The sequence below is a fragment of the Methanosalsum zhilinae DSM 4017 genome (assembly GCF_000217995.1).
Lineage (GTDB): Archaea > Halobacteriota > Methanosarcinia > Methanosarcinales > Methanosarcinaceae > Methanosalsum > Methanosalsum zhilinae.
On sequence record NC_015676.1, the window covers coordinates 1,797,282 to 1,820,968 of the forward strand.

The 23,687-nt window shown below is 43.7% G+C and carries 24 protein-coding genes and 1 tRNA gene; 10 read left to right on the plus strand and 15 right to left on the minus strand.

Annotation, left to right across the window (positions count from 1 at the left end; translation table 11 throughout):
- Positions 1 to 9: 9 nt before the first annotated feature.
- Entirely contained in the window at positions 10 to 1,326 is a 1,317-nt protein-coding gene (locus MZHIL_RS08420) for a cobyrinate a,c-diamide synthase (protein WP_013898947.1), read from the plus strand.
- On the opposite strand, the gene priL is transcribed toward MZHIL_RS08420, so the two are convergent.
- From priL to MZHIL_RS08440, 4 genes are all read right to left on the minus strand, one after another.
- On the minus strand, positions 1,327 to 2,364 hold the full coding sequence (gene priL / locus MZHIL_RS08425; protein ID WP_013898948.1) for a DNA primase regulatory subunit PriL: 1,038 nt from the start codon (positions 2,362 to 2,364) through the stop codon (positions 1,327 to 1,329).
- Between the two features lie 16 nt (positions 2,365 to 2,380).
- Positions 2,381 to 3,118 (minus strand): DNA polymerase sliding clamp, encoded by a 738-nt coding sequence (locus MZHIL_RS08430; RefSeq protein WP_013898949.1) that lies wholly within the window; start codon positions 3,116 to 3,118, stop codon positions 2,381 to 2,383.
- Positions 3,119 to 3,202: 84 nt separating this feature from the next.
- Positions 3,203 to 3,517, minus strand: a complete 315-nt coding sequence (locus MZHIL_RS08435) for a transcription factor S (RefSeq protein WP_013898950.1) — start codon at positions 3,515 to 3,517, stop codon at positions 3,203 to 3,205.
- Positions 3,495 to 3,911, minus strand: a complete 417-nt coding sequence (locus tag MZHIL_RS08440) for an NUDIX domain-containing protein (RefSeq protein WP_013898951.1) — start codon at positions 3,909 to 3,911, stop codon at positions 3,495 to 3,497. Before MZHIL_RS08440 ends, MZHIL_RS08435 begins: the two co-directional genes overlap by 23 nt.
- 65 nt (positions 3,912 to 3,976) lie before the next feature.
- Here MZHIL_RS08440 and artA point away from each other — a divergent pair, with 65 nt between their 5' ends.
- The 5 genes from artA to MZHIL_RS08465 are packed head-to-tail and all read left to right on the plus strand — an operon-like array spanning position 3,977 to position 7,302.
- Positions 3,977 to 4,807: an archaeosortase A gene (gene artA / locus MZHIL_RS08445; RefSeq protein ID WP_013898952.1), complete on the plus strand. Its 831-nt coding sequence runs from the start codon at positions 3,977 to 3,979 to the stop codon at positions 4,805 to 4,807.
- 2 nt (positions 4,808 to 4,809) lie between these two features.
- Positions 4,810 to 5,436: a phosphatidylserine decarboxylase gene (locus tag MZHIL_RS08450; RefSeq protein ID WP_013898953.1), complete on the plus strand. Its 627-nt coding sequence runs from the start codon at positions 4,810 to 4,812 to the stop codon at positions 5,434 to 5,436.
- On the plus strand, positions 5,437 to 6,120 hold the full coding sequence (locus MZHIL_RS08455) for an archaetidylserine synthase (RefSeq protein ID WP_013898954.1): 684 nt from the start codon (positions 5,437 to 5,439) through the stop codon (positions 6,118 to 6,120).
- Between the two features lie 60 nt (positions 6,121 to 6,180).
- Positions 6,181 to 6,909, plus strand: coding sequence for a HesA/MoeB/ThiF family protein (locus MZHIL_RS08460; RefSeq protein WP_013898955.1), 729 nt, complete (start codon positions 6,181 to 6,183; stop codon positions 6,907 to 6,909).
- 36 nt (positions 6,910 to 6,945) lie between these two features.
- A complete protein-coding gene (locus MZHIL_RS08465; RefSeq protein WP_013898956.1) occupies positions 6,946 to 7,302 on the plus strand; it encodes a dihydroneopterin aldolase family protein in 357 nt (118 codons plus the stop codon).
- Here the strand turns inward: MZHIL_RS08465 and hisC are convergent, their stop codons facing one another.
- From hisC to MZHIL_RS08505, 8 genes are all read right to left on the minus strand, one after another.
- On the minus strand, positions 7,303 to 8,403 hold the full coding sequence (hisC, locus tag MZHIL_RS08470) for a histidinol-phosphate transaminase (protein WP_013898957.1): 1,101 nt from the start codon (positions 8,401 to 8,403) through the stop codon (positions 7,303 to 7,305). It abuts the gene before it with no gap.
- Positions 8,390 to 9,565 (minus strand): acetylornithine transaminase, encoded by a 1,176-nt coding sequence (locus MZHIL_RS08475; RefSeq protein WP_013898958.1) that lies wholly within the window; start codon positions 9,563 to 9,565, stop codon positions 8,390 to 8,392. Before MZHIL_RS08475 ends, hisC begins: the two co-directional genes overlap by 14 nt.
- A 66-nt stretch (positions 9,566 to 9,631) precedes the next feature.
- A complete protein-coding gene (locus MZHIL_RS08480; RefSeq protein WP_013898959.1) occupies positions 9,632 to 10,564 on the minus strand; it encodes a polymer-forming cytoskeletal protein in 933 nt (310 codons plus the stop codon).
- A gap of 69 nt (positions 10,565 to 10,633) precedes the next feature.
- Positions 10,634 to 11,098: a PUA domain-containing protein gene (locus tag MZHIL_RS08485; protein WP_013898960.1), complete on the minus strand. Its 465-nt coding sequence runs from the start codon at positions 11,096 to 11,098 to the stop codon at positions 10,634 to 10,636.
- A 337-nt stretch (positions 11,099 to 11,435) separates the two neighbouring features.
- The gene (locus tag MZHIL_RS08490; protein ID WP_013898961.1) at positions 11,436 to 12,908 is read right to left on the minus strand and encodes an RtcB family protein; all 1,473 of its coding nucleotides are present in this window, start codon (positions 12,906 to 12,908) and stop codon (positions 11,436 to 11,438) included.
- Positions 12,909 to 12,995: 87 nt separating this feature from the next.
- The gene (locus tag MZHIL_RS08495) at positions 12,996 to 13,439 is read right to left on the minus strand and encodes an archease (protein ID WP_048815700.1); all 444 of its coding nucleotides are present in this window, start codon (positions 13,437 to 13,439) and stop codon (positions 12,996 to 12,998) included.
- Positions 13,440 to 13,480: 41 nt separating this feature from the next.
- Entirely contained in the window at positions 13,481 to 14,089 is a 609-nt protein-coding gene (pgsA, locus tag MZHIL_RS08500) for an archaetidylinositol phosphate synthase (RefSeq protein WP_013898963.1), read from the minus strand.
- Positions 14,090 to 14,207: 118 nt separating this feature from the next.
- On the minus strand, positions 14,208 to 14,765 hold the full coding sequence (locus tag MZHIL_RS08505; RefSeq protein ID WP_013898964.1) for an aldolase: 558 nt from the start codon (positions 14,763 to 14,765) through the stop codon (positions 14,208 to 14,210).
- Between the two features lie 78 nt (positions 14,766 to 14,843).
- Here MZHIL_RS08505 and MZHIL_RS08510 point away from each other — a divergent pair.
- A tRNA-Thr gene (locus MZHIL_RS08510) sits at positions 14,844 to 14,917 on the plus strand.
- Positions 14,918 to 14,988: 71 nt separating this feature from the next.
- Here MZHIL_RS08510 and MZHIL_RS08515 read toward each other — a convergent pair.
- A complete protein-coding gene (locus MZHIL_RS08515) occupies positions 14,989 to 18,792 on the minus strand; it encodes a PAS domain S-box protein (RefSeq protein WP_172633400.1) in 3,804 nt (1,267 codons plus the stop codon).
- Between the two features lie 295 nt (positions 18,793 to 19,087).
- Between MZHIL_RS08515 and MZHIL_RS08520 the strand changes: the two genes are divergently transcribed.
- The 3 genes from MZHIL_RS08520 (at position 19,088) to MZHIL_RS08530 (ending at position 21,683) form a co-directional block, all read left to right on the plus strand.
- On the plus strand, positions 19,088 to 20,605 hold the full coding sequence (locus tag MZHIL_RS08520) for a catalase (protein ID WP_013898966.1): 1,518 nt from the start codon (positions 19,088 to 19,090) through the stop codon (positions 20,603 to 20,605).
- 313 nt (positions 20,606 to 20,918) lie between these two features.
- Positions 20,919 to 21,149, plus strand: coding sequence for a PLDc N-terminal domain-containing protein (locus MZHIL_RS08525; protein WP_013898967.1), 231 nt, complete (start codon positions 20,919 to 20,921; stop codon positions 21,147 to 21,149).
- A gap of 84 nt (positions 21,150 to 21,233) precedes the next feature.
- Positions 21,234 to 21,683, plus strand: a complete 450-nt coding sequence (locus tag MZHIL_RS08530) for a hypothetical protein (protein WP_013898968.1) — start codon at positions 21,234 to 21,236, stop codon at positions 21,681 to 21,683.
- 62 nt (positions 21,684 to 21,745) lie between these two features.
- Here the strand turns inward: MZHIL_RS08530 and MZHIL_RS08535 are convergent, their stop codons facing one another.
- Entirely contained in the window at positions 21,746 to 23,164 is a 1,419-nt protein-coding gene (locus MZHIL_RS08535) for an ethylbenzene dehydrogenase-related protein (protein WP_013898969.1), read from the minus strand.
- A 215-nt stretch (positions 23,165 to 23,379) separates the two neighbouring features.
- Positions 23,380 to 23,583, minus strand: a complete 204-nt coding sequence (locus tag MZHIL_RS08540) for a hypothetical protein (RefSeq protein WP_013898970.1) — start codon at positions 23,581 to 23,583, stop codon at positions 23,380 to 23,382.
- Positions 23,584 to 23,687 lie beyond the last annotated feature (104 nt).

Here is a 23,687-nt window from a genome sequence, read left to right on the forward strand (position 1 = left end):
TTATCACTCATGACAAGAGCATTACTTATCGCAGGAACACACAGTGGAGTTGGTAAGACAACGGTAGCCATGGGAATAATGGCAGCCCTTACAAAACGCGGACAGAAGGTCAAGCCATACAAGGTGGGACCTGATTATATAGATCCAACACACCACAGTGTTATCTGCAGTCAGCCATCCCATAACCTGGATACGTATATGATGGATATTGACGGGGTACGAAGTACTTTTGCCAGGACATCACAGGAATACGATATATCGGTTGTGGAGGGTGTCATGGGTCTCTTTGATGGTATGGAATCAACTGAGATTGCAAGTTCTGCCCATGTAGCCAAATCACTTGACCTGCCGGTAATACTTGTGATCAATGTGCATGGAATGTCCCGCAGTGCCGCAGCACTTGCACACGGATACATGAACTATGATCCCGGTGTACGGGTTGCAGGTGTGATACTCAACCGTGTGGGAAGTCCAAGGCATGCCCAGATGATAAAGGATGTGATGGAGGATGTTCCTGTTGTAGGCGCACTTCCCAGAAACCAGGACATTACAGTACCATCCCGACACCTGGGACTTCACATGGCTTCAGAGAAGGAGCACAATATTGACGAACTTGCTGCCTTTATCGAGGAGAATATCGACCTGGATACACTCATACAGATCGCAGATACTGCCCCTGACTATGAACCTGAAGCCGACATACCTGACCTGGAACCCGACCTAACCATCGGTGTTGCCATGGACAGTGCCTTCTGTTTCTATTACCAGGACATGCTTGATGCTTTTAGAAGACACGGTGCACAGATCCGATTCTTCAGTCCCCTTGCAGGAGAGGTTCCTGATGTTGACGGAATCTATTTTGGAGGAGGGTACCCTGAACTGCATCTTGGTGAACTGGAAAAATCAGAGACCACACGTGCTCTCTCAGATCTGGCCTCTGACGGGGTGCCAATATATGGGGAATGCGGAGGATTGCTCTATCTGTGCAGCTCATATGAGGACAGTGATGCAAAGTACAGGATGGCAGATGTCTTCCCTGCAGATGTGAGGATGACAAAGAAACTGCAGGCACTGGGATATACCAGGGCCAGGGCAAAGGGAGGATACATGGACACAACCATCCTGGGCCATGAATTCCACTACTCAGTAACAGAATGTGACAGGGACTGCAGGCTGATCTATGAGATGATACGCGGTAAAGGAATACAGGATGGCAGGGATGGAATTACAGAACACAGCTCACTGGCAAGCTATATGCATGCTCATCCGGCAACATTTCCTGCTGGAAGTTTTGTTCAGCAGTGCAGGAAATACAGTCGAAGATGATCATTTATCCTGCACATTCCTGTTTTTATTCAGTATCCACTTCTTGCGTTCATAGTAGCCAAGCGGATGACTGATTGATTCACAGATATTGTCTGCCCCATAGCAGTTCCCATATGTTTTCATTGTACTGCACGAAGGAGGTTTGTACATAGTTCCTGTAGAACCTGCAATGTGCTCGATCTGGTAGCGTGTCTTCTCTGCATCAAAGTCCGGGGATACATTGAACACATTCACAACCTCATCCACCGACATTCCCACATTCAGCAGGAACGAGGTCATTGCAAATCTCATTGAATGGGCCAGGTTCGCTCCTGACCTGACCTGGGATATTGCATAGTTGATACAGGGTGGAAATGAATCAGTATCAACCTCACCTGTGATACCTGCTGCTCCGTAATGCTGCTTGCGTTCATCCAGGGCTTCCCGGATCTCTGGCAGATACTGTTCACAGGCCTGACACATATCCTCAGGTACATCGGCAGGCAGTGACTGCTGGATCCTTGACCTTACAGCCTCCTGCAGCAATCGCGCAAGTTCCCGATGGGAGAGAGGTACAAAACCCCTTTTTAGCTTCCGGTTCACCAGCTTCCACTCAAGGTCCTTCATTGTACTGGCAAGACGGATATAATCAGTGAAATGGAGAATAAAACCGGCTGAGTTAAACTCTGCAGCTATATCAAATTCCCTGGCAAATTCCAGCAGAAAATCAGAATTCTGACTGTTTAGAAGAAGGAATGAAGCTTCAGCTTCCTTGAGAGCATACCTGCGTATCAGGAATTCATCCTTTATACAGGATACCAGTATTCTGGCAAAGGGATATGAGAGCAGTTCAATCACAAGCGAACTGTCATCCAGACTATCAGGGGACGGTTTTTCTATTTTACCATCCAGTGCCTGCAGTACACGATCCCTGCCTCTCAGTCTTGCAGATTCAAGTGCTCTGGACTCCATCAACCTGTCCACTGACAGTCCCAGTTCATTGACATATTCTGATGCCGGAGATATGAATGGATAGAGTGCCAGGTTGTTTTTATCCATATAGAATACATCTCAGTCAGTCGGATTCGATCCTTGGTGCCAGAAGATAATTAGCAGTGCCTCCTCCATTGGCAATAACAAAATTGAGCTTTATAGGGAAATCACGGCCGATATTTATTTCGACCTCATTGGATTTGGATGCAGGTTTTACAATATCTCCAAGGTAATCCAGTGAGAACATTGACCTTGCATCCCCTGGCTTCATATCAATCAGCTGGTCACGGGTCATGTCAATGCGCACCTTATCAGTATCACCTTCAGCTTCCATATAGAATATCTCATCCTCAATTCCCAGAAGTATGTGATCACTGATCTTCTCTGCAGCCTTTATAGCCTTTCTAAGTTCATTTCCATTGAGAATGACCTGGGCAGGAAGCTCAAGCTGGGGAATGCGTGGTTCTGATCGAATGGTTGAGGGGTCAAGAAGGGACAGGGTATAGGAAAACCCACCTATCCGGATCTCCATTTTCTGGGTATCCTCCCTCAGTTCCAGTTTAACAGTTTCGTTTTTCTCAGCCACACCCATGATATCATTGATCTTGGTAAGATCCATACCTACTTCAGATTCAGTTGCCTCGAATTCCTCAAATGCTCCGGATTCCAGGTTAAAACTTACCATAGCTACATTCGCCGGGTCAACTGCCTTTACCGAAATCCCGTCCGGGGATATCCTGAACCTCGCTTCATCAACAAGTACAGACAGTATTTCAATGGAGTCCTTCAGAAGAGATGCGTCAATTGTTGCCTTGAACATACCGATTCTCCGTCAAATAATTTGAATTCTTACCTGATAGTATCGATCACAATATATAAAGTTCTTTATGTGATACTGGTTCCATCAGTCATACTCTCTCCATGTGTAATGACATTTTGTACACTTGAAGAACCTGGTCTCGGATTCATCTGCAGAACGCAGTTGCCTGAGCCACCAGTATGCTGTATTGTTACCACATTCCGGACACCTGACACTCGTTGTAGGCAATCCCACATCAGTATCCCCTTCAAGCACTGTAACTTCACGTTCATCACGGGCGGTCTTTGTTATAAGATCTTTCTCATCTGTGGTGCTCTGCTTTTTGTAGCCGCATTTCTTGCATTGCATTACACCATCTTTTGGATACATTATACTCTTACATTTTGGACAGAATTCCATAGATATCATCCTTTGCGTCGTCTATTATTCTGGAATGGTCAAATGCCAGATCTGGCAGTTCATCAACACTGAACAGGCCAGTCTCTTCTGCATCCGAGCCGGCCTGCGGGATTCCTTCAGCCTCTGTGAGGTAGCTAACAGAGACAGTATGACCTCTGGGATCCCGGGAGGGGTCTGAATATACACCTATTAATTTAAGGATATTTACACATAGTCCGGTCTCTTCAAGTGCTTCACGCACAACAGCATCTTCCACAGTCTCTCCTACCTCCACAAAACCACCGGGCAGGGCATATTTATCTTTAAACGGAGGATTTTTCCTCTTAATAAGTACAATCTTTCGGTTTAAGATTATTACGGCATCTACGGTCAGTTTTGGAGTTACTGGAGTCATACAACCAAAAATTAAATACAATGGCTAAGTATATAAGTGAGTACCTATGATAGGGTGCACAGGATATGCTAGAAAACTTATTATGGATTGCCGTTGCCCTGATGCTGGTCTCAGCGGTCAGCCCGAAGAAGGCTCGTACAGGTAAGCTTATCGGAGGAGCTGGCTGGGGATTCTTTTCAGTTCACTGGTTGTACCAGCCAGTCTATTATGCAGGCATCAATGACTATTTCAATGTAGTACTCACAATACTGCTGGCAATATTCTGTATATTTGTTGCCTATATGATGGCAGTCAGGGAATACATCCATGATGAAAATGTCAATTCAAAAGTATCAGTTGACGTAACACATATGGCAACAGCTGCAACTGCAATCGGGTCACTGATGTACTTCCCCTTTGCCCAGATGCAGTCCATGGATGTGTGGTTAATATCAATTGTAACTGATCATACGGTATGGGCACTGCAACTCCTGGGATATCCTGCAGTTCTCACCTCATGGGATATCATCAATCTCAATGAATACAGTGTAAGAATTGTACTCGCATGCACAGCAATTGAGAGCATTGCCCTGTTCACCGGTCTGATTCTCTCGGTCAGGGCACCGGCCATAAGGCTGGTTTCTGCGTTCCTGGTATCAGTACCTGTCATCTATGTATTAAATATCGCAAGGAACGTCTTTGTTACCGTTGCATATGCAGGACAATGGTTTGGACCAAACAGTTTTGAGATTGCCCACCACTTTGTAGCAAAAGCCGGATCTGTGATCGCCCTGTTAATAATAGCCTACATGGTCCTGAAAATACTACCTGAACTTATTGAGCTGATAGACGGACTTAGGGAAATGGGTACAGAACAATTACAGATCATTTTCAACAGAATATCAGGAAAACAGTAAAAATGGTTGCCAGAGGATCATTTTCTTGGATTGCAGCTGCTGTGACAATTACAGCTGCTGTGGCTATTATTGCATATACCACACAGATGAGCGCTGCAAAATATGCAACCGCAAGCTCACTTTCAGCAACAGCGTTCTTTCTGTGGTTTTTCAGGGATCCAAAAAGACGCACACGTATATGTAACAATTGTCTGATAGCCCCGGCAGACGGCCGGATAATTGATATAAGGAACAGAAAGATCTGCATCTTTATGAACATCCACAATGTCCATGTCAACCGTGTCCCCATATCCGGCAGGGTAGTAAATATAGAGTACAAAAAGGGTGGATATTTACCTGCTTTCTGCAAGGATTCTGAAAGGAATGAAAGATGTGAGATCACACTGGAAACTCCTCATGGAGAGATCACAGTTACCCAGATAGCAGGTACTCTTGTACGCAGGATCGTATCCTATGTGCAGATAGATGATAAAGTGATCCAGGGGCAGAAAATCGGAATGATCAAATTCGGGTCAAGGGTGGATGTGACAGTTCCTGAATCACTTACCATAACATGTAAAAAAGGAGACAGGGTTATTGCAGGTGAAACTGTGATTGCAAAGATGCAGGGAGTAAACAGAGGAAATTGAATGAACATTATCAGGATTATCAAAGTTCCGGATATTGCAACCATTATAAATGCCCTGCTGGGTGTTTCTGCAATTTTTATGGCAATCCTGGGAAATGTCACCCTTGCACTGATAATGATACTGATGTCCTGCATAGCTGATGGTCTTGACGGCTATCTTGCACTGCACCTCGAAAGCAGCCAGATAGGAAAGTATCTGGATTCACTGGCAGACGCTATTTCCTTTGGCGTTGCACCTGCAATTATAATATTTACAATCTATGGACCTGAATACAGATTACTGATAGTATCCGTACTCCTTTTCTACATAACATGCGGCATACTCAGGCTTGCCAGATTTGATACAAAACAGTCAAAAATACCTGATTTTGAGGGAGTGCCGATAACAGCCTCTGCCGTAATGCTCAGTTCATATCTTCTCATGAGTCCGCAGTATGTCCACCCATATATTCTCATATTCCTTCTCGTTCTCCTATCCCTCCTGATGATAACCACATACCCTTATCCAAAACTGCGGGGTACACGTTTACTTCTACCAATATCTGTAATATTTGGTCTGGTTATCATCTCAGCTGCCATATCCCATGATTATGCTCCCATGTTTGCAGCATTACTTTTTCTGCTCATGGCACTGTACCTGGAATCACCAATAATGCAGATACCCAGAAAATACTACCGTGACTGAAAGGTTTGAATACTTTCCCGGAATAATCACATGGAAAAGGCCATAACAGGTTGATCGGATATGCTCACAGAAAAAGAAATTGAAAGGTATAGTCGCCAGATCATGATGTTTGGAGAAAAGGGGCAGGAATTACTCAGGGATGCAACTGTACTGATTGCAGGTGCAGGTGGTCTGGGGTCTCCTGTTGCGATCTATCTGGCAGCAGCAGGTATCGGGAAACTCAGGATCGCTGATTTTGACAGTGTGGAAGAAAGTAATCTGAACCGCCAGATACTGCACTGGAATCCTGACATAGGCCGAATGAAAGTCGAATCTGCCAGAGAGAAGATAGAGCAGCTCAACCCTGAGATCAGGGTCGAGACAATAAAGACCAGGATAGAGGAAAACAATATCATGAAAATTGTAGCAGATGCTGATATAATAGTGGATGCAATGGATAACTATGATACCAGATTTCTGCTAAATTCAGAGGCTATCAGAATGGAAATACCGATGGTTCACGGTGCAGTCCATGGATTCCATGGCCAGATTACAACCATAGTTCCAGGAGATACTCCCTGTCTTAGCTGCCTGTTCCCCACTTCCCCGCCAAAGGAACTATTTCCCATTGTGGGAGCCACTGCAGGAGTCATTGGTACAATGCAGGCAAACGAGGTCATCAAGTATCTTACAGATTCAGGAAAACTGCTTGCAGGACAGATGCTAATATGGAACGGAGCAGAGGGCAGAACAGAAGTAATAAATATCAGACCAAACCCTGCATGCACCATATGCAACCATCTCCAGTAGAAATGAAAAAGAAAACGCATACAGGAGCTAAATAAAATGACAGAATCCAGTATTACAGATCGTGACAATGCATTGTTTGAGGCCGGCATCAAGCTGGGGGCACTGTACCACCAGTTCACAGGTTCTCCTGTGAACCTCAATACAGCAGACAGCCTTGAGAAGGCAATTTCAGAAAGCATCTCGGTACAGCCGTTTGTTCAAAGTATCACAGTATCCATTGATAGGGATATGATACGCTCAGGGCTCAATAAGGAGTTTGGATACTGTGAACTGGAAGGAAGAATGCTGGATGTGAAACTGAGAGTGGTATATAATGATTGCAATGTTCTGGTTGCACTCAAATATGATACTGAAATGGAATACCCTCTCATGAAAATAGAAGATGTGGAATGATCAGGTTTCCCGGGAGTTCAGGAAATCAGCAAAGGCTTCCACAACCTTTCTGTTCTGCTCCTCTTTTCCAACAGTGATTCGGACAAGAGACTCACCTGCGTCCCTGAACGATGTGCAGTCACGCACAATAATTCCTTTCTGCAGCAGATGACTGCATATCTTGGAAGCACTGTAGGGAGAAACGTCCACAAGCACGAAGTTTGCATGTGAATCATGGACCCTGAAATCAATATTTTCTTTCAGGAACATCCGACCCTTCTCAACAAGATCGATACTTCTCCTGAGATGTTCTGGATCTGAAAGTGCAGCAATACCTGCAGCAATTGCAGCCGAACTTACATTAAATGGTGTTGCAGCCTTCATATATTGTGATTTTAGCCATTCGGGCATGATACCATATCCTATCCTCAAACCTGCCAGACCAAAGGCCTTTGAGAATGTTCTGCCAATTATCAGGTTATCATAATCACGGATCAGGTGCATCAGGTTGCGGTCAGCAAATTCAACATATGCCTCATCAATGAACACAAATCCTCCTGTGGATTCCAGAATACGTTTCACATCCACCTCATTGATCAGGTTACCTGAAGGGTTATTGGGAGAGCACAGAAAGATCATCTTCGTATCAGGTGTTACAGCATCAATAACTGCATCTGCATCCACCTGGAAATCTTGATCCCTTGGTACAAAAACAGGTACTCCGCCACATGCTCTGGATGCGATTTCATAATATGAGAAAGTGGGAGTGGATATGATCACCCGGTCTCCGGGATTTATTACAAGTCTTAGCAGGGAATCTATCAGACCATCCATACCAGGTCCTGAAGCCACAATATTTGATCCTGGAAGTCCTGTATATTCTGAAAGGGCTTTCACAAGCTCCCCTGCATCTGCTGAAGGATATATGCTGATATCTGATGCATGCCTGACCATTGCACTGACCGCCTTTTCTGATGGTCCCAGGGGATTTTCATTTGATCCAAGTTTGATGATCCGGTCAGGATGCAGGCCTACAAGTTCTGCAATATCATCTATCGATCTGCCAGGCACGTATTCACTGATACTTTCAATCCCTTCCTTTATCAGCTCAGGCCTGCTCAATGGTATCCACCACCGTATCGATCTGCTCCTCGGTTATAACAAATGGCGGAACCAGACGCAGTACAGAATCCGAGGTACAGTTGAGAAGTACACCATTCTCACGCCCGTATGAAACTATATCCCCGCAATCTGCACCAAGTTCAACACCGATCATAAGACCTGCTCCACGTACATCCAGAATATCATCCCTTGACATACCTTTAAGCCGGGACATGAAATACTCACCAAGCCTGGTGCACCTCTCCAGCATATTCTCATCCTCTATTGCTCCAATGGCTGCAAGGGATGCTGCGCAGGCCAGGGGGTTTCCACCAAAGGTGGATGCATGTTCACCTTTCCCAAAACTTATATCTTCACGGGAAGCTATGGCACCCATTGGAAAGCCGCCACCCATAGCCTTGGCCATTGTCATGATATCAGGCAGGACACCTGAATGCTGTCTGCAAAACCATGTACCTGTCCTTCCAAATCCGGTCTGCACCTCATCAAATATCAGGAGTGCATCATTCTCATCACATATCCTGCGGACCTCCTGCAGATAGCCTGGTGATGGAACATTGACACCAGCCTCCCCCTGGATCGGTTCAATAATAACAGCTGCAGTATCCTGGTCAACAGATTCGGATACGGCTTTTATATCATTGTAGGGTACAAAATCCACATTCTCAACCAGTGGCCTGAAAGGGTTTCTGTAGGCTTCCTTGTGGGTCAGGCTCAATGCTCCCATGCTTCTTCCATGGAAAGCCCCGTAGGTGGATACAAAATTCTGTCTGCCGGTTCTGGTCCTTGCAAGTTTCATTGCAGCCTCAACAGCCTCAGTACCCGAATTGCAGAAAAATATCCGGTCCATTCCGGTAATTGAGACAAGCTTTTCTGCCAGCATTGCCTGGGGAGATGTATAGTAGAGGTTGGAAACATGTATGAGCTGTTCTGCCTGGTTCTTTATAGACTCGACCACAGCAGGATGACAGTGTCCCACGTTATTGACTGCAATCCCGGCAACACAGTCTATGTACTTTCTGCCCTCAATATCAAACACCAATGAACCCTTGCCCCTGACAAGAGCAATGGGCTGGCGGGTATAGGTCTGCATCACGCAGCTAGAATCAATCTGATTAATCTTTTCAAAGTTCAGGTTCGGATCAAGAAAATCGCGTATCAATAAAAAACACCTTCCTCTTCAGTATATATTCAACCTGGTTCAAATTGCTTCAATAATACAAAAATTTCAGACATCCAGGTTCATCAGCTCATCCTCACTGATAACCTCAGAATGTTCACGTTCAAATACAGTACCTTTCTGTGATCTGAGTACACCATCCACCCTGGCAGTCTCATGTATCTTAATGGAGCGGGCATTTATCTCACCCAGTATATGGCTTCCCTGACTGACATATACATCACCCCGGGATATGATATTTCCGTGTATGGAATTGTTCTCACCGATCATAGTATCCCCTACTGTACGTATACTTCCATAAAGCGTGTTATTATCACCCATTTGCAGGGACATTGCCCTGATATTACCCACAAGCCTGCAGTTGTTTCCGATCACAGCTTTTGAAGGAACACGAATCGTATCTATGGATATCCTGGAGCCGTTTGGAATGATCATTGCCACATCACTTACAGCCTCCATTTCATCCTCGAAAAGTTCCTCAAGTGCTCTTTCAACTTCCTCGTCCTTGCCCATCCTCAGCATTTCGCTAAGATACATGAACAGATACGCAATCACAGGAATGGGGTTTCTTATAACGATCCAGCCCCTTGCCTCAAATCCGCCATTGATCTTAACATCATTTCCAATATCCAGGTCTCCCTTGACCACAAGCTTGCCGTCAATTGTAACAAACTCTCCCAGATATGCATTTGAGTCTGTTCTGACAGTGCCGCCTATCTGCGACCACATATCTATCCTCACATCTGAAGCTGTGGTTATGTTGCCGGAAAGTTTGACCCTCTCTCCCAGTATCACAGAATCTGCGATCAGTCCGTACCTGATATCTGAATGATTTCCAATAATAATATCCCCTTCAACCACAATGGTATGTTCTTCCATTACGGTATTGTCAGGGATCACGAACGTTTTTAAGAACTCATTTTCTGTAATAGGCTCACACTCCGGCTGGGGTATAGGATTAACTATAGGATTTTTCAGCAATTATTCAATATTATAATATTTTACATATATACATCACATATATACATTTGCGGCAGATCGTTGAGTGGTTTAGAGTATGCCCTGGCGCACATCGACTGCACCACCTTTCTCCATAACATGGACTTCCTGGGGTGTTACCAGCAGCTGACCTGTTGCCAGCAGATTGTCAGATTCATCCACAACCAGCACTTCTTCACCAACTCTCAGGTCAGGATCGATTTCTATCACATGTTTTGCAAAGGCAGTCTTACCAGCTGATACAAAAGGAACTGCATCTGCATTTACAACCACTCTCATTCCAGGATATGAGAGATGGGAGTGCAGCAGTGCCGCACCTTTGATGCTCAGTGTGAACATTGAGTCCCGTGCCCTTACAGTTGCAATGCGCTCTCCCTGATGCAATACCTGGCGCACCCTCTTTGTTTTGGAAAACTGGAAGGAAACATCATCTTCAAAAAGAACGCCTCCGCTTCCCTTTCCAAACTGATAGTCTGCCATTATCCTTATTCTTTTGAGATTTTTCTCTGATCGCATATCTGGTAATAGATAATATATTGTAATTAAATCCCTGTCGGTTATTTTTCATTCCATAAGCTATTTTAGCTGAAATTTGTTTAATTCTAGCAAACACCTTAAATATTATGATAAACAATGGTAATTGTAAGGAAACGGGTATAATGCGTTTGTGAATTTAAATTCCAAAGTGACTGTAACCAAGCAAACCATTCATCCCCTCAAAAATACCTGTTTCCTTTTTTCCTTATTCTGAAATCATAAGTACTCACCAGAGCTTACTGCATCCAAAAAAATAATTGACTCTATGGATCAGGAAGGATCCTGCAGATCAAATATAGATCAAATACTGATCTGATTAACCTTTTGCAACTCCCATTGGAAGTACTCTGGCAACCTTTCTGGCAATCCCGAGTTCATGGACAACATCCACCACATCACTGCTCTTCTTATATACCTCAGGGGCCTCTTCTGCAATCACCGCCGGACTCATTGCCTCAACATAGATTCCCATCTTTTCCAGTTTTTTCTTAACATCCTCGCCACTGTATGTACCTTTTGCCTGTTTTCTGCTCATTGCCCTGCCTGAACCATGGCACGCACTGCCAAAGGTTAGGTCCATCCCCTCCTGTGTGCCATGGAGTACAAAGGAGGCACTGCCCATACTTCCTGGAAGAAGGACAGGCTGGCCAATATCACGGTATTTTCGGGGCACCTCGCTGTGACCTGGCGGGAATGCACGGGTTGCACCTTTGCGATGCACGTACACCTTTTTCTTCCTGCCGTCAATTATGTGTTCCTCCAGCTTTGCAACATTATGTGCCACATCATATACCAGATCCATACCCAGACTCTCTGCATCCCGTCCAAATACCTGCTCAAACACCTCACGAGTCCAGTGGGTGATGATCTGCCGGTTGGCCCAGGCATAGTTGGCAGCACATGCCATTGCCTTGAAATAGTCCTGAGCTTCTGTTGAGGTGGCAGGAGCGCAGGCAAGCTGCTTGTCAGGTATAGATATTCCATAGTTTTTAACTGACTGTGAAAGTACACGAAGATGGTCAGTACATATCTGATGACCGGCTCCGCGTGATCCGCAGTGCACCATTATCGTTACCTGTCCTTCCTCAAGACCAAAGACTGAAGCCGCATCATTGTCATAGATATTGTCCACATACTGCACTTCAAGGAAATGGTTTCCACTGCCAAGGGTTCCCAGCTGGGGCTTTCCGCGTTTTCTTGCTTTGGCGCTTACCTTGGAAGGATCGGCTCCCTCAATGAACCCGCTGCCTTCACAGTGCTCTATATCAGCTTCAACCCCGTACCCTGCTTCAACGGCCCAGCGTGAACCATGAACAAAAGCATCATCAAGTTCACTGTCAGATGCTCTCAGACGGCTCTTTGATCCAAGCCCTGAGGGAACGGCTTCAAACAGTTTCTTTATAAGTTCACGGATCACAGGCCTGACATCATCCACGTGAAGATCGGTACGTATCAGGCGCACACCGCAGTTTATATCAAAACCAACTCCACCCGGACTTATAACACCTTCCTCACTGTCAAAGGCTGCAACTCCCCCTATAGGAAAACCATAACCTAGATGGGCATCTGGCATTGCCATTGAATACTTCTGGATGCCTGGAAGGGATGCAACATTTGCAACCTGGTCAATTGTCTGCTTTTCTACATCATTCAGCATCTTCCTGGATACATATATCCGGCCCGGCACTCTCATGAATGGTTTATATTCTCTGGGGATCTCCCAGGTATATTCATCAATCCTTTTTAGGAGATCAAAAACTTCATTATCCTGATCATTATTATCTTCCATATTAACACCTCTTGATGCAGATACATACCGTTTCAGCAATAATAAGAAACATGTCCTGAGATACTTTCCATGTGACCCATAGACATCTTATGTATCAACAGTTACCTGGAGCATCCACCCGGCTTCACCCTCTTCAACCTTCAGATCATTGTAGGTAACTGCCTTTGCATGCGTATCAAATCTGTGTTTTGAAGGATCTATCGGGTCACCAATAGCCTTTCCAGCTATATGATAGCTATTGTTGCGCTTATCTATCCCATCGACCTCAAACCGGCCAAAGACGATCTCTTCAACCTCAAACAGGAACAGAATTTCAGATAACCAGTCCACAACCAGATTCTCAAGGTCAGGGGCCTCAAGTTCAATATACTTGGTTACCACTCCCTCTATAACTGAGGTATCGATCATTACGTTCATCATGGCTTCAGAAACGTTTTCGAATGCTTCTTCCAGGGTATCCCCATATGCCCTGAACTTTGCATCTGCTGTATGTTCCAGAAACTCAAACTTCTTCCCCTCTTCCACAGACATATAATAATCACATTCCATTGTTCATACATTAAACTTATCCATCAGAGATTCTTCCAGACGTGCACGATCCTCTGGAGTGCAGTTATATGACTGCCAACCGCGATCAGTGCAATGGACCAGCCTGGAGCAGCCATTCCTGCGATCTCATATGGGTACAGATAATAGACAAATGCTGCAGCCATTATCAGAACAAGCCTGTCAGCACGGCCCATTATACCTCCATAGAACCTTCCAAGACCCAGCGCCTGGGCCTGGGTGCCAAGGTAACTTGTGATAAGTACTCCAATAATTGCAACCGCACCCAGGCTCCATGAAGAGAACCCTCCTGCAACAATACCCAGGATGATGAATACATCGGAATACCGGTCAATCACATGATCAAGAAAATCCCCTTTGGGCCCTTCCAGATTCATGTACCTTGCCATGGAACCATCCAGTGCATCCAGAAATGAGTTTACCCCTACAAAGAATCCTCCAAGCAGCATAAGGGCAGGTTCCATCAGGGAATAGTAGAAACAGATACCTGCAAAGGCGGCAAATAAAAGTGAAACTATTGAGACAAGGTTTGGAGAAATACCCCAGTTTGCTATGGTTTTTGCGAATGGCTCAATGAACCTTGAGAAAAGTGGTCTCAGATTGTTGAAGGTCATATTAGGATTCCGTTGATTGGTTTATTCTGTACTGTTCTACTGTCCACATCTAAAAACTGCCAGGCAGGCAGATGCCGGGAATTTGAAACGGCAGAGATATTATTATATTGCTGATTATTTAACAATATTTCCTTGCAAGGTCATACCAGTACCTGATACGACATGAATGCTCGATCTGTGTGGTTATTACATAGGCTTCCTTTAAACTGCTGCCTGTTGCAAACGTACCATGCCCATGTACAATTACAGCATTGTGATCCGAAAGCGCCATACCGGCATTGTGTGCAAGCTCCTCTGATCCCATCTGTCCCCTTATCACCGGAATATTCTTCAGAAAACATTTTCCTTCACTGTCCAGTGGCTCTATCAGACCCGTATCAGATAGCAGGGACTCTACAACAGAAAAGGGACAGTGCGCATGGATCACAGCACGTGCCCGGGACTGCTGATAGATAGCCCGGTGTACAATGGTCTCTGTGGAAGACATGAGATCACGGTCTGTGGGAGAATTCACGTCAACCTCCACAACACCATCCTCTGTAATTTCATCAAGGGCGTATCCTCTTGCAGTTATAAATATACGCTCGCCATCCCTTATACTGATATTTCCGAAGTGGGATTCAACCAGACCCTGCTGAACAAGTTTATTCCCGTACTTTGATATTTCCTGCCACATATAGAATCAGATATAAACCCATTCCATAAAATTTATTTGCTATTATTGTATCTAAGGGTATAACTTAATCATTTCAGCGCCTCGGTGGCTCAGACTGGCAGAGCGAGTGACTTGTAATCACTAGGTCGCGTGTTCAAATCACGCCCGGGGCTTTTTATTTTAACAATAGCTCCTATCCTATCTACGATATCAAAAAATAACTTTCCAGCATCAAATTCAATTCTCACTTTTTAAACCTGATCACATAATCTGTACCATTGGAATCGTACCTTTCAATTGTTCCCTGAAGCTGCTGTATCAGCATATTGACCACTCTGAGTCCAAGTGAATTGGAGGATTCAATATCAAAATCACTCGAAATTCCAACGCCATCATCACTTACCTGCAGCAGGCACTCATCATCCCTAACCCGGAAGTCAACTGAGATAGTTCCCTCTCTTTCATCCGGGAATGCATGCTTTAAGGAATTTGTGATGATTTCATTCAAAATAAGGGCAAGGGGTACGATTATATCCATGCTCAGGTATGCAGTGTCTGAAGACATGTGGATTTTGATGTTTCCCTTTCCTGTATCATATGTCTGGAAAATATAATTCACCAGACTTTTAATGTAATCCGATATTTCAATACTTGCAAGATTTTCAGAGCCATACAGTTTTTCATGTGCAAGAGACATTGATTTTACCCGGTTCTGACTGTCCTTGAAAGCAGCTTTTACCTTCTCATCATCAAAGTTCCTGGACTGCATATTGAGCAAGCTTGCTATTACCTGAAGGTTATTTTTTACCCTGTGATGAACTTCCTTTACTATGAGCTCGTTTTTGTTCATTTCCTCAAGCTTCTTGTGTTCGGTGATATCAATATGACTTCCTATGATCCTCTGGGGGTTTCCATATTCATCCCGCTGAGAGATCTTTCCCCGCGACTGTATCCAGGTCCAGCCACCGGATTTATTCTTCATCCTAAATTCCACATTATACTCGGGTATATCACCCTCCAGATAGCCAAGAAGGGCTTTTTCTGCATATTCAATGTCATCTGGATGGATCATAGATTTCCAGCTTTCATAGGATGGTTCAAATTCTCCTGGGCTATAGCCAAGCATTTCATAGTAGCGGTCACTAAAATATGCTCTGCTGGTTTTAAGATCAAGATCCCATATACCATCAGCTACTGATTCTGCAACTTTGCGAAATCGTTGTTCATTTTCCCTCAGCTTTCTGGTATAATGGAAACGGTTCTCTTCAGAACCCAGGGCAGATGCTAGTATCCCAAGAAGCCTCCTGTCATCTTCGGTTAGATGATATTCCCGGGTAAATACAACACAGAGTATTCCAGCTGGTTCACTTTCATGTTTTACCACATGACCTGCATAGGAAACAATGTCATATTTTTTTACATTAGGATCGGTCCAGGCATACTTTGTTTGGGAGATGTCAGATATGTAGAGGGTATCATTGCCCTGAATAATCGCATCATAGCAGATATGGCCCTCAGGTGTATCCTTATCCTGAAAATCGGGAGGAGTGTTCCATTTGCCAATGGTAACAAGCTGATGATTTTCGCGATCATATCTGTTATAAAGAGCACACGACCCGCCCAGCAGTTCACCGGCAAGTGAGGTTATTGAATTCACATTGAAAGTAAAATCACCTGTCAGGTCCAAAAGACACCTGTTGACCATTTCAAGTCTCTCTTCCCTCCTTTTTTGGCCAGTGATATCCCGGGCAACGCCAAACATGATATTTTCTTCCCTGTAGGGATAGGAATTCCAGGAAAGCCATCTGAATGTACCATCACTGCACATATACCTGTTCTCAAGCTGATATATCTCCTGGCCATCAACGAGAGTGGTTTTGGCCTGCTCTGTCATCCTCCTGTCATCAGGATGCACAAACTCGATCCATGGCCTGGAAAGAAGCTCTTCAGTGCTCCATCCAAGTGTCTTTGACCAGGAAGGATTCAGTACCTTGAAATATCCGTCAAAGCCTGCAATGCAGAGCATATCCTGTGCATGTCTGAATATCCGGTCACTGTTCATAAGAGATTTCTGCGTCTGTTTTTTCTCAAGCCATGTTCCGATCATATAAGCTACGCTGTTTATCAGATTCTGTTCATCAGGAAGAAGGAATGGCTTATTCTGGAGATAGCATACATGCAGATATCCCATGAAATCACCATCTGCCATTATCTCTGCATGAAGGCAGTTATCCATATCAGGCATACTTTCCCCAGCAGAGTACATACTGCCATCGATCTCAATGGCACATGATGCCATTTCAGGATACTGCATTGCCTTTGAGAGATGATCTGCAGTTCTTACACAGAATTCTTCAACAGACATGTTCTTTACCATATCCTGGCTGACAGCTGAAATACAGATCAGTTCCTTGATCCTCTCCTTCAGCATTCTTTCAGTTTCTTTAAGATCGGTAATATCCTGACTAACAATAACTGCACCTTCCACATCTTCCTGTTCATTGAATATAGGTGCAGTATAATTGAAAATTATCTTCCTCTTTGCGTCAAAGGAATCGATTTCAAGTATCTCATCAGCAACTTTTTCACCCTTATTTAAGGTACGCACAAGTGCCCAGTCATCAGGTCTTAGCTCTTCACCGGAAGGATACCGGTGTACTCTGGATGTTTCACTATCTTCAGGCTTTACCACAGGCTCCCCGCCCCATATCCTGGCACCTGCAGGATTATCCAGCAGTATCTGACCCTTCTCATCTGCAAACCAGAGACCAACCGGCATGATTTCAAAGATTTTTTTAAGTTTCTCTTCACGATTTCTAAGCTCTTCTTCCATCCATCTGCGTTTCTTTTCCATTTCGATCTTATGAAGTGCAAAGCCAAGATCATCTGCCACTTCCTTGAACAGATGATGTTCTTCTTTTAACCGGGAATATTCAACCGGCACAGAAACTGTAATTATGCCATATATTTTATCAGCAAACTGGAGTCTATAACACATGGCAGCATGGTCAATGTACTCAACTTCCAGTGGACATGACTTGCAATTTACCAGATGATCATCTATTATGATGACATCATCCCTTTCAAGGACTTTCTGCATGCATACAGGATATTTGCCTGCAGCCATCTCCGATTCCAGTTTCTCAAAACCATTATCAAAACCTGATGAAGCAGTTAATATAATATTCTGATCATCATCCATCAGAGCTATCCATGCATTGTAGTATCCCAGAGTTTCAGTCAGATTCCCGCATGCTTTCTCAATCAGAACCTCAGGATCAGTTTCCTTTGTGATCAGCTGATTGACGTTTCTTATAGCCATAAGTACCTGTTTGAGATGTTTTTCCCGTTTTTCTGTTTCCTTGCGTTGTGAGATATCCCTGGCAACACCTTCCAGTGCAATCAGGTTTCCTTCCGGGCCATAAACAGGTATATTCTTCTGTTCGATCCAGACAGTACTGCCATTTTTGTGTATCCATCTAAATGTGATAGGACCATCTATTGGAAATTCGCCCCTTACATATGATTCAAACAGCTCACGGTCTTCTGGATGAATCACTTTCATTGCAAGATCAGGATCCTGGTAATGTTCTTCTGGTGTATATCCTATTATAGAAGCTGCCGCCTGACTGACATAGCTAAAGCCGCGTTCTGGAAAGAAGTCATAACGATAGATGATATCTCCCAGATTCTCTGCAAGCCTGTGATATCTCTCATCGGTTCCTGAGATATCGGTGAACAGTGTTACAAAATAGTATTTCTCAGGTGAATACACATTGATTCTGTATACCCTACCGGTAGAACTGAAATATTTTTCAAGCTCTTTTTCACTACCAGTTAATGCAACCTCTCCATAAAGACCAATCCAGTCAAAATCCTCGTCCCTGGTCCCTAAAAATAATTCAGTTGCCATTTTCCCCTTAATATCTGAAGCCTTAAGCTCCGTCATCCTTTCAAAAGCGGGATTTACCTCAAGGAATTCATAATCACAGGGAAACCCGTTTTCATCAAGGATTATTCTGCAGTATGTATAAGCTTCTGAAATCATATTCAGAACAGAATTATGGATCTTGCAGTCCATAGTTATATTTTATACCTTTTATGTTATGAGTATCTTTTGGCTTATAAAATATTTTAATCAGTGCTGGAGAATTATTCCAGTTACTAAAAGCTTTACTGAAGAATACCTCCACAGTATTCAGGTATACAGATGATTATTTATAAAATGGTATTTAATATTTCAGTAAATAAATCGTGTTCTTTGGGGTATAGGGGACATCTGGACTTTTTTGATGTTTTTTTCCGAATATCCCTGAGATTCTATTTGGGAGAAGTAGATAAAAATGAACGAAAAAAAGAAAACTAATACCATGACCACTGGTTTTGGAATACCGGTTGGTGATGATCAAAACAGCCTTACCGCAGGTGAAAGGGGTCCGGTCCTCATGCAGGATGTTCATCTGCTGGATAAACTAAGCCATTTTGATCGTGAAAGGATACCTGAGCGCGTAGTTCATGCAAAGGGTGCCGGAGCTGGTGGATATTTTGAAGTGACTGAAGACGTGAGCAAATATACAAAGGCAGCATTTCTCTCAGAGGTTGGAAAGAAAACAGAGGTCTTTGCAAGATTTTCCACGGTTGGCGGAGAAAAGGGGTCAGCTGATGCTGCTCGTGACCCGCGTGGATTTGCCGTGAAGTTCTATACAGAGGAAGGTAATTATGACTTTGTTGGAAACAATACACCTGTGTTTTTTATCAGGGATCCTCTAAAATTTCCGGACTTCATCCATACACAGAAAAGACATCCTGCAACCAATTGCAAGGATGCGGACATGTTCTGGGACTTTCTGTCCCTGACCCCGGAATCAACACACCAGGTAACTATCCTGTTCTCAGACCGGGGAACACCTGCAACATATCGTAATATGAACGGTTATTCGAGCCATACCTACAAATGGTACAATGAAGATGGAGAATACTTCTGGGTCCAATATCATTTCAAAACGGATCAGGGAATAGAGAACCTTACACGTGAAGAAGCAGAGAAAATGAGCGCAACTGATCCGGATCATGCAACCCGTGACCTCTATGAAGCCATTGAAAGGGGAGATTATCCTTCATGGACTCTTGAAATGCAGATAATGACACCAGAAGAAGCTGAAGAGTATCGTTTCGATATAACAGATATTACCAAGGTCTGGCCGCATGGTGACTTTCCTACAATAAAGATCGGCAAGCTCGTCCTCAACCGTAACCCTGATAACTATTTTGCTGAAGTTGAGCAGGCAGCATTCAGCCCTGCAAACCTGGTCCCCGGAATTGGTATATCACCTGACAAAATGCTGCAGGCAAGGGTATTTTCATACCACGACACACACATCCACAGGCTTGGGCCAAACTACAATCTGATCCCTGTGAACAGACCAAAGAACTCTCCTGAAAACAGTTATCAGCGTGACGGATTCATGCGTGTTGATGGAAATGGTGGAAGCGGGCCAAACTACTGGCCAAACAGTTTCAACGGGCCTTCACCTGATCCAGATGCTCTTGAGCCACCATTTGAAGTTTCAGGTCTTGCACAGCGAACACCCTACACCCATCCAAACGATGACTTTGTCCAGCCTGGAAACCTGTACCGTGATGTTATGGATGATGAGGCCAGGACCCATCTTGTAGGTAATATTGTATCACACCTCTCAGGTGCAGTAAAGCGCATACAGCTCAGACAGGCAGCCCTTTTCTTCAAAGCAGACCCGGATTACGGAACAAGAGTAGCTGAAGGGCTTGGACTTGATGTACAGAAAGTTAAGGAACTGGCTGAGATGACAAAGGAAGAACGGGCAAAGGCTACTGAAGAATAAAAATATTTAGTAGAAAATAAAGCAATATAATGCAGGAGTTACAGATAATTCAGTAGCATCATTACAGTTTGATCAATGGTTTATCTGTAATTCTTTTTTCTATTATTTCTCTGCGATTATTATTTGATATTATTGAAAATACAAATTTCATAACAATCATGCAGAAAACATAACTGAATCATAACAATACATGATCCAGGGTTAAAAATAAAATCCCGTTATTTTATCATCAGATTTATCATACTTTAATCATACTTTAGCCGGAAACATACAGACCAATCAATTTAAGATAGATAAATGCAAACATAGCACCATGTTCATGGATCAAATTGGCATTCCACTATTTGGAATCTTTTTCTTTGCAGTATTTATTTTTGGAACAATCTTCTGGATATGGATGCTTGTAGATTGTGCCCTCAATGAGCCATCTGAAGGAAATGATAAACTGGTCTGGGTTGTGATTATAGTATTCACACACCTGATTGGGGCATTGATATATTTCCTGATAAGGCGGCCACAGAGAAAAAGGATTCATGGCAGATGATCATGTTTCATACCAGGTTACGGTATATTTAAACTGGTGCATATCAGTGAACAATATATACATCAGCCATATATATTGATTTCAATGAAAAGAAGGACCCGAAATATCATACTGCTACTATTAATAGTGGCTCTGCTGGCAATACCTGCCATGATCATGTTTGGTTTAACCTATTATGTAAGCCATGAATACAGTGAAATTGAAGAAATAGAATATCCTGGTACAAGTTTTTATCCGGAATCCATAGGATATGGTACTGATAACCTGATTTTTCGCTATACTCCCCAGACAGACAGAGCTGCGGATTATATAGTAACATATACACTTGCTGAAATAGAGCCACCTGATGGTCAGCATAAGGTACTTGAATCCGTGGAAAACAGACGATATACGATCTCACCTGAAGAACCTCTGGAAATCGAAACCGGACCAAGAAAAATCGAGTACACCTATCAGATCGATATGGTAATCATGGATACTGAGCACAGAGAACTCCACCGCTCAAAAATGGCTGCAACACTGCCACAGCAGTGAAAAACTGTGAGAGAAATATAAAAATTAAAATGGGCATTAAGCCCACCTTAAATATTTTTATTTTATTTTATTTTCGCCATCAAGTAAACTGCAGCCAGTGTCCCTGAAATTGCAAGCAATACTCCGAATCCGGGCACAGGTTCAGGCTCCGGCTCGGGTTCAGGTTCGGGATCTACCGGTTCTGCAAGACTTCGTTCAAGTTCAAAACCAAACTCTCCCATTCTCTCAGCACCATGCGGGACAGGGGCTCCTGCTTCAGTGCATACAATTCCTGTACCATGTAATTCGCCATCAAAGAGTGATGCATAGCTAAACACACTCGGATAGAACAGGCTTATAGTTGTACCCGGTACTTCATTCCATTCAGGAGACTGACCAGTAAACCTTACAGCCTCCACATCAGCTTCAGTTCCAATTCCAAGGGAATGTCCCCAGGTAACATAATGGTCCCTTCCTGATGTATCACCTATATGAACTGCAGGAGATATGTAATAGACCTCACCTTCGGATAAAGCTAAATCTTCCAGCTGATATCCGGTATCCAGTTTTCTTACAAGTTCCACAGTCCAGGTACCTTCACTCCATGTACCATCTGCTGTGATCTGTCCTCTGCTTTCAGTTGGAGCTGTGATGATCCGCCGGGGAATTGTATCTCCTTCCTGCCACTCATATTCAGAGTCAAAAGGTACTGCAAATTCCTCTGCCAGGTAATAATAGTCATCCATCCCCAGGTTTCTGTCCCGTACATCCTCCCAGTCCAGTGCTACAAATCCGGTTACTTCAGGATCGAACATGTATGCAGGCCGGTCATTATCATCATCCCAGTTCGTATAGTATGGAGACTGGCCAGTATCACTATGACGGAATTCAAGTATATGCTGTGAATCAGAGTATCCAACCGGATTGCTTCTGTGAGCCCGCCAGTGAATCAGGTCAAGGAAAACTCCATCTTCTCTTAACTGGTCAAGTTCCTCCTGGGATACGATGTTGTCCCAGCTTAGAGGGTCGCCCCTGGTCTCGGGAATGTACTTGCGTACATCACTTACACCAAGCACGCCGCCAAGATACTCATGAGCCCCTACCTCTTCAGCAGATGGAGAATCCGGCATGAATCTTACATCGTCATGGCAGGTTACAAAACATCCAAGTGTATCAAAATAGTTTACCTGATGCCCACCAAGCAGCATGGTCATCCGGTCCTCATTGTATCCGTCCCTTACCCATTCACCATCTTCAAATCTGTAGTAGTCATGATAAATTCCTGGATACTGCATCTGTGCAGAATCGAATTCAAACAGAAAATGAATGTTTTCATCATTGTATGCGGCCTTTATATTCAGGTCAATCGTTTCCCTATCCACCGGAACCTCATCAGCAGCTGCACCTATGCTAAAAGCAGTCAGTATTGCTGCAAAGAGAAATAAAGTGCAGGCTATGCGATGTATTCGGGAAATCTTATAAGAGCCGTTATATCCTGTCATTTGTCTCACCCCATTTAGCTGATATATACCCAAATATTACCAGGAACAATCCTGATAAAAAGGATTGCTCTTGATTATAATTAAATATTTTATTTTATCAGCATTTAAGTTTTCTACTGGGGCAACTGCTGCAGGTCAAACTAATTTACAGAAATGAACCGTATCATTTTCAGAAGACAATCTCAGGCCCGGTCTGCCAGACAGGGTCACATATCTCATTTATTCTTCTGGCCTTTCATCATCTCCATCATTTCCGGCATGTTCATACTCTGCATTTCCCGGCAGAAAGGCATCATCTCTTTCATCATACCCTGTGGATCCTTTTTAAAAATCTCACACATGGACGGCATTATTGATTTAAAGAATTCCACCTTTCCCTCATCGGATAATGCTTCAAACTTTTCTTTCAGATCGTTCATAAATATCACCTCCATACTCCCATTTCAATTTACAATTTTCCGGATATAAACGCCTTATGGTAAGCCATGGGCAGAATTAAAAAAGTAGAGGACATAAATGAGAT